The 4,533-nt window shown below is 54.7% G+C and carries 7 protein-coding genes; 4 read left to right on the top strand and 3 right to left on the bottom strand.

Annotation, left to right across the window (positions count from 1 at the left end):
- The coding region (locus ACEQU8_RS01815) for an AMP-binding protein (protein ID WP_370261067.1) at nucleotides 1–702 on the top strand (702 nt) is incomplete at its 5' end.
- A gap of 16 nt (nucleotides 703–718) precedes the next feature.
- Nucleotides 719–1,021, top strand: coding sequence for a Dabb family protein (locus tag ACEQU8_RS01820; RefSeq protein ID WP_370261068.1), 303 nt, complete (start codon nucleotides 719–721; stop codon nucleotides 1,019–1,021).
- On the opposite strand, the gene ACEQU8_RS01825 is transcribed toward ACEQU8_RS01820, so the two are convergent.
- The 3 genes from ACEQU8_RS01825 to ACEQU8_RS01835 are packed head-to-tail and all read right to left on the bottom strand — an operon-like array spanning nucleotide 1,018 to nucleotide 3,081.
- Complete coding sequence (locus ACEQU8_RS01825) at nucleotides 1,018–1,842, bottom strand: NRDE family protein (RefSeq protein ID WP_370261069.1); 825 nt, start codon at nucleotides 1,840–1,842, stop codon at nucleotides 1,018–1,020. The two genes, ACEQU8_RS01820 and ACEQU8_RS01825, sit on opposite strands and share 4 nt — an antisense overlap.
- Before the next feature lie 7 nt (nucleotides 1,843–1,849).
- A complete protein-coding gene (locus ACEQU8_RS01830; RefSeq protein WP_370261070.1) occupies nucleotides 1,850–2,161 on the bottom strand; it encodes a DUF4936 family protein in 312 nt (103 codons plus the stop codon).
- Nucleotides 2,161–3,081 (bottom strand): folate-binding protein YgfZ, encoded by a 921-nt coding sequence (locus ACEQU8_RS01835; RefSeq protein ID WP_370261072.1) that lies wholly within the window; start codon nucleotides 3,079–3,081, stop codon nucleotides 2,161–2,163. The genes ACEQU8_RS01830 and ACEQU8_RS01835 overlap by 1 nt, the downstream gene beginning before the upstream one ends.
- A 113-nt stretch (nucleotides 3,082–3,194) precedes the next feature.
- Here ACEQU8_RS01835 and mltG point away from each other — a divergent pair, with 113 nt between their 5' ends.
- Nucleotides 3,195–4,271 carry an endolytic transglycosylase MltG gene (mltG, locus tag ACEQU8_RS01840; RefSeq protein WP_370261073.1) on the top strand — a complete coding sequence of 359 codons (1,077 nt, stop codon included), beginning with the start codon at nucleotides 3,195–3,197 and terminating at the stop codon, nucleotides 4,269–4,271.
- A 6-nt stretch (nucleotides 4,272–4,277) separates the two neighbouring features.
- Nucleotides 4,278–4,533 (top strand): dTMP kinase (locus ACEQU8_RS01845; RefSeq protein WP_370261074.1); only part of this gene is annotated, 256 nt, incomplete at its 3' end.

Here is a 4,533-nt window from a genome sequence, read left to right on the forward strand (position 1 = left end):
CGTACATTGAACAGCCTGGGGGTGGAGGTGATACACGCTTGGGGCATGACCGAGCTTTCCCCATTGGGTACAGTGTGCCGCTTAAAAAGCAAACATGCCGAGCTGCCCTTGGAAGCACGCCAGAAAGTACTGGAAAAACAAGGCACCGCAATTTATGGCGTCGACATGCGCATTGTGAACGATGACGGCGAAGATTTGCCTTGGGATGGCCAGGCCTTCGGCGATTTGTTGGTGCGTGGGCATTGGGTGGTCAATGGTTACTATGGTGGCGAGGGAGAAAAAGCCTTCAGCCAAGACAAGGCCGGCAAGCGCTGGTTTGCCACGGGTGATGTGTCCAAAATTGACCCGGACGGTTACATGCAAATCACGGATCGAAGCAAGGATGTCATCAAATCGGGCGGAGAATGGATCAGTTCTATCGATCTGGAAAACGTGGCCATGGCCCACCCGGCGGTGCACGAGGCCGCGGTGATCGCCGTGAAACATCCCAAGTGGGACGAGCGCCCCTTGGTGGTGGTGGTTAAAAAACCCGGTGCCGAGGTAAGCAAAGAGGAATTGCTGAAATTTTATGAAGGGAAGGTGGCCAAATATTGTTTGCCTGACGATGTGGCCTTTGTCGACGAGCTACCGCACACGGCCACAGGTAAAATACAAAAGTTGAAGTTGCGTGAGCAATTCAAAGACTATGTATGTCCCGTTTAACTTTTGAGCAGCAATCATGATCAAGCACATCGTATTTTGGCAATTCAAGGAAGAAGCCCTGGGCAACACCAAAGCGCAAAACATGCAGTTGGTGAAAGAAAAACTGATGGCATTGCAGGGTGTGATCCCCGGCATGCTGGAAATCGAAGTGGGCTTGGGCGGAAGCGAACTTGAATGCACGTACGATGTGTGTTTGTACACTGTGTTTACTGACAAGGCGGCGCTGGATGGTTACCAAATTCACCCAGCGCATGAAGAGGTTAAACAATTGATCGGGCAGGTGCGAAGTGCGCGCCAGTGCATGGACTACGCCGTTTAAATCAGCTTCAGTTGCAGGCGAGCCACGCCTGCAACATTCCCATCGGGCAGGTAAGTCCACTCGGTGAAGTACGCCTGGCCATCGGCATGTACTGCCACCACTGCGCTGCTTCGTGTGCCATAGACAGGCGACACAATCTTGATGGCTGACAACATTCTTTCCCACTCCAAAGGAACACCTGTATTGGGCAAGTGCTCATCCGGTGCTTGTTGCGTGCATGCCAACGCATCAAAGGCCCATGCCTCCAGCGTTTTAATGTCCAAGCTCGGTGAGCTTGTATTGCCTGGCTTTTGCCATTGCTCGATTTGAGAAAACATGGCCTGGGAAAGCCTGCTGGTTTTTGGCCAAGTGCAATCCAAGGCCCCATTGGACAGGGCGTGCACCCCTGCTGACAAACGGGTTGGCTGTGGGCCGTGGTCGAGTTGGTTGGTGGTGTAATCCAACTCCACCTCAACCCCCGTGCCGTGCGGGGCCACGAGGCGCCCAGCGATGAGATTAAAGCCGCTGTAAAGAGGGGCTTCTGCCATGCTTGGCATTTGCCCATGCAACGCGTTGACCACCAATGCACCCCGGCTGGGTGCGCGGTCGCCGCGTTGAAGCGCCGCACTTCGCACATTGGTGAGCAAAGCAAATCGGCCATTGGCGCCAATACCCATCCATGTTCCACCCGATTGGAGGTCCCGCCCTGCAGCAATGGTTGGCGACGCCTCGGTCCAGGTGTGCAAAGGCTGGCTGGGGCGGTTGTGAAATTCGTCCCGATTGGCAATCGCAATAAGCGGCCATTCGGCAAGACAATTCACAGCAAGGGCTGCAAGGCACATGGAACAATTACTCCGGAAGGTATTTAAACACTTCGCTATGGCGCTCTACAGTGACCGGCAATTCAGCAAAGGCCAACTCAACATCGGGCTGGATTTGCCGCAAAAAATCCTCGGCCTCGGTGTGTGCCGATGCCGCCGGGCTTAGAACTTCCATCAAGGTGTAATACGGTTTGCCTGTCTCTGTTCGCTGATACAACTGCCCAGTGGCAATTTGCTTGCTCGCCAAAGTTGAAAACAAACCACGCGCGCATGCAATGGCCTGCTCGACATGCGCTGGCTCAACCCGGTAATAAACAAAATATTGAATGTTTTGATTCATCAAGCCACTTCAAATTGGTTGCCTTTTTGCTGCACGTCGTAGGGTGGCAGGGCAAGCGTTAAGGCAATTGGCCCTTGCCCATCAAGCTGCACGAAAAACTTGTTGCCTGGCTCCAGCGCGTCCTCTACGGGCAATTCGAGCAACAAATGTTGGCGGCCACCGCTTTGAACGCTGTTGATGACCAAACCCGCGGGCTCGTTGGTTTTACCTTCCAGCCATACATCGGTGCCTGCTTCCAACGATTGAGCCGCCTGGCCATGAGCCAGAAATGCACGGCGTTTCAATTTTCCCAAGTAATGGCTGCGGGCGACCACTTCTTGCCCCGGGTAACACCCCTTGCTGAAGCTAACGCCACCCACCAAATCAAAATTAACCGCTTGGGGAATAAACATTTCTACATTGGCTTTGCAAACAAAGGCCAGGCCCAATGTGATCAGCGCATGCTCAAATTCATCATCAGCCCCGTTGCCTGTTGCTTGGCCATGTTCACCATTGGCGGATTGCAGTTCAAACCCGGGCAAATGGCCCGATGGCAGGGCGCGAAGGCTGGCCTGTAGCATGCCGCTTTGACCTTGCTGCACAGCCATGGGTTTGCCAACGGGGCTGTTGGCCACCCAATGCACCGAGTATTCGGCGCAGGCATTGCGCACCTTGCACTTGCTCCGCAACACAAACATCGACAAACGCTTGACTAAGGCTTCCAAAGCGTCGCTTCGGGTAATCAGCAACACCCCTTCGGCCCGGCGTATTACAAAAAAACTGCCCAGCATGCGCCCCTTGGCATTGCACAATGCGGCTAGCCTCAGCGCCTGGTTCGGCATACCAGCCACATCGTTGCTAAGTTGTGCCTGCAAAAAGGCAACGGCATCATCGCCTTCTACGGCGATCACGCCCCAACGGTTCAACACATTGCTACTCATGGCGAATTCCTTCTTGTCCCGAAAAGATTCCAGCTATTATTTCCAAGGTTTCCATTATTGTAGTGGCTTCTGGTAAGGTCTCGCCTTACCCTGATCCAAGCCCATGAACATCAATGCCCAGTTTGCCCAAAAAGCCTGCTCAAAAGCCCAAGACCAAGCCCTCCAAGCCTCGTGCAAACAAGGCGGGATCGAGCTTGGCGTTGGCCATGCGCCGCCTTTTTTTGGCGTTGTTTGCCCTGGGTGTGTTGGGCGCAGCTTGGGTGGCCCATGCGCTTTATGCGCCAATTGACCGCAAACAAGACCGTTTGGATGTCCACGTGAGCCATGGCTTGGGTGTGCGCGCCATTTCGCGCGAATTAAATGCCCAGGGGCTTGAGGTTGCCCCGCAATGGTTTGTATTGGCAGCGCGCCTGAAAGGCGCCGATGGCCAACTCAAAGCAGGGCGCTATGAAATACCCGCAGGCACCAGCACCATGGGCTTGGTTGATTTGTTAAGCAAGGGGCAGGGTTTGCTTAGCACCGTCGCTTTGGTGGAAGGAAATACCGCCGACACGCTGCTCCAGAGGCTTCGCGCCCAAGGGGATCTGCTGGATGATTTTCCAGGCTTGAATGCTTCGCAAATTGGCAAGCAGCTTCAACTGCCGGGCGAGCATCTAGAGGGTTGGATTTACCCTGACACTTACAAATATTCCCCAGGCTCCAAGCTTTCAGAGCTGATTGAACGTGCCGTGCGTTTACAGCAGGCGGAGTTAAACGCTGCCTGGGCGGCACGCATGGCCAACCACCCCGTGCAAAGCCCCTACGACTTGCTAAAGCTGGCCTCAATTGTTGAGAAAGAAACCGGTTTGGCGGCCGACCGACCCAAAGTGGCCAGCGTGTTTGTTAATCGACTCCGGGTGGGCATGCTGTTGCAAACCGACCCCACAGTGATCTACGGCGTAGGCGCTGCGTTTGATGGCAACCTGACTCGCAAGCATTTGCAAACCGACACGCCATATAACAGCTACACACGCGCCGGGCTCCCTCCCACGCCGATTGCCAACCCGGGGCGGGCTGCATTGATGGCGGCAGCCAAACCGGCAGATACGCCTTATTTTTATTTTGTGGCCAAGGGTGACGGCGGCAGTTATTTCAGCAAGAATCTGAATGAACACAACAACGCCGTGCGCAAATACCAACTTGGCCGCTAAACCCGAATGAAAAAAACCAAACCCGGATATTTAATCAGCTTCGAAGGCGTGGATGGGGCGGGCAAGACCAGCCACATGAACCGTGTTAAAGCAAAGCTAGAGGACATGGGGCTGGTGTGCGTTCAAACCCGTGAACCCGGCGGCACGCCAGTGGGCGAAGCCATTCGGGAGCTGGTTTTGCACAAGGCCATGGACGTGAAGGCCGAGTTAATGCTGATGTATGCGGCGCGCCGCCAGCATGTGGTGGAGGTGATAGAGCCCG

The organism is Limnobacter sp. (assembly GCF_964228395.1).
Classification (GTDB): Bacteria; Pseudomonadota; Gammaproteobacteria; order Burkholderiales; family Burkholderiaceae_B; genus Limnobacter.

Excerpts from the sequence above, each read along its gene's own strand:
- mltG (WP_370261073.1), top strand. The coding sequence starts at position 3,195 with ATGCCCAGTTTGCCCAAAAAGCCTGCTCAAAAGCCCAAGACCAAGCCC.
- ACEQU8_RS01830 (WP_370261070.1), bottom strand. The coding sequence starts at position 2,161 with ATGAATCAAAACATTCAATATTTTGTTTATTACCGGGTTGAGCCAGCG.
- ACEQU8_RS01820 (WP_370261068.1), top strand. The coding sequence starts at position 719 with ATGATCAAGCACATCGTATTTTGGCAATTCAAGGAAGAAGCCCTGGGC.
- ACEQU8_RS01825 (WP_370261069.1), bottom strand. The coding sequence starts at position 1,842 with ATGTGCCTTGCAGCCCTTGCTGTGAATTGTCTTGCCGAATGGCCGCTT.
- ACEQU8_RS01835 (WP_370261072.1), bottom strand. The coding sequence starts at position 3,081 with ATGAGTAGCAATGTGTTGAACCGTTGGGGCGTGATCGCCGTAGAAGGC.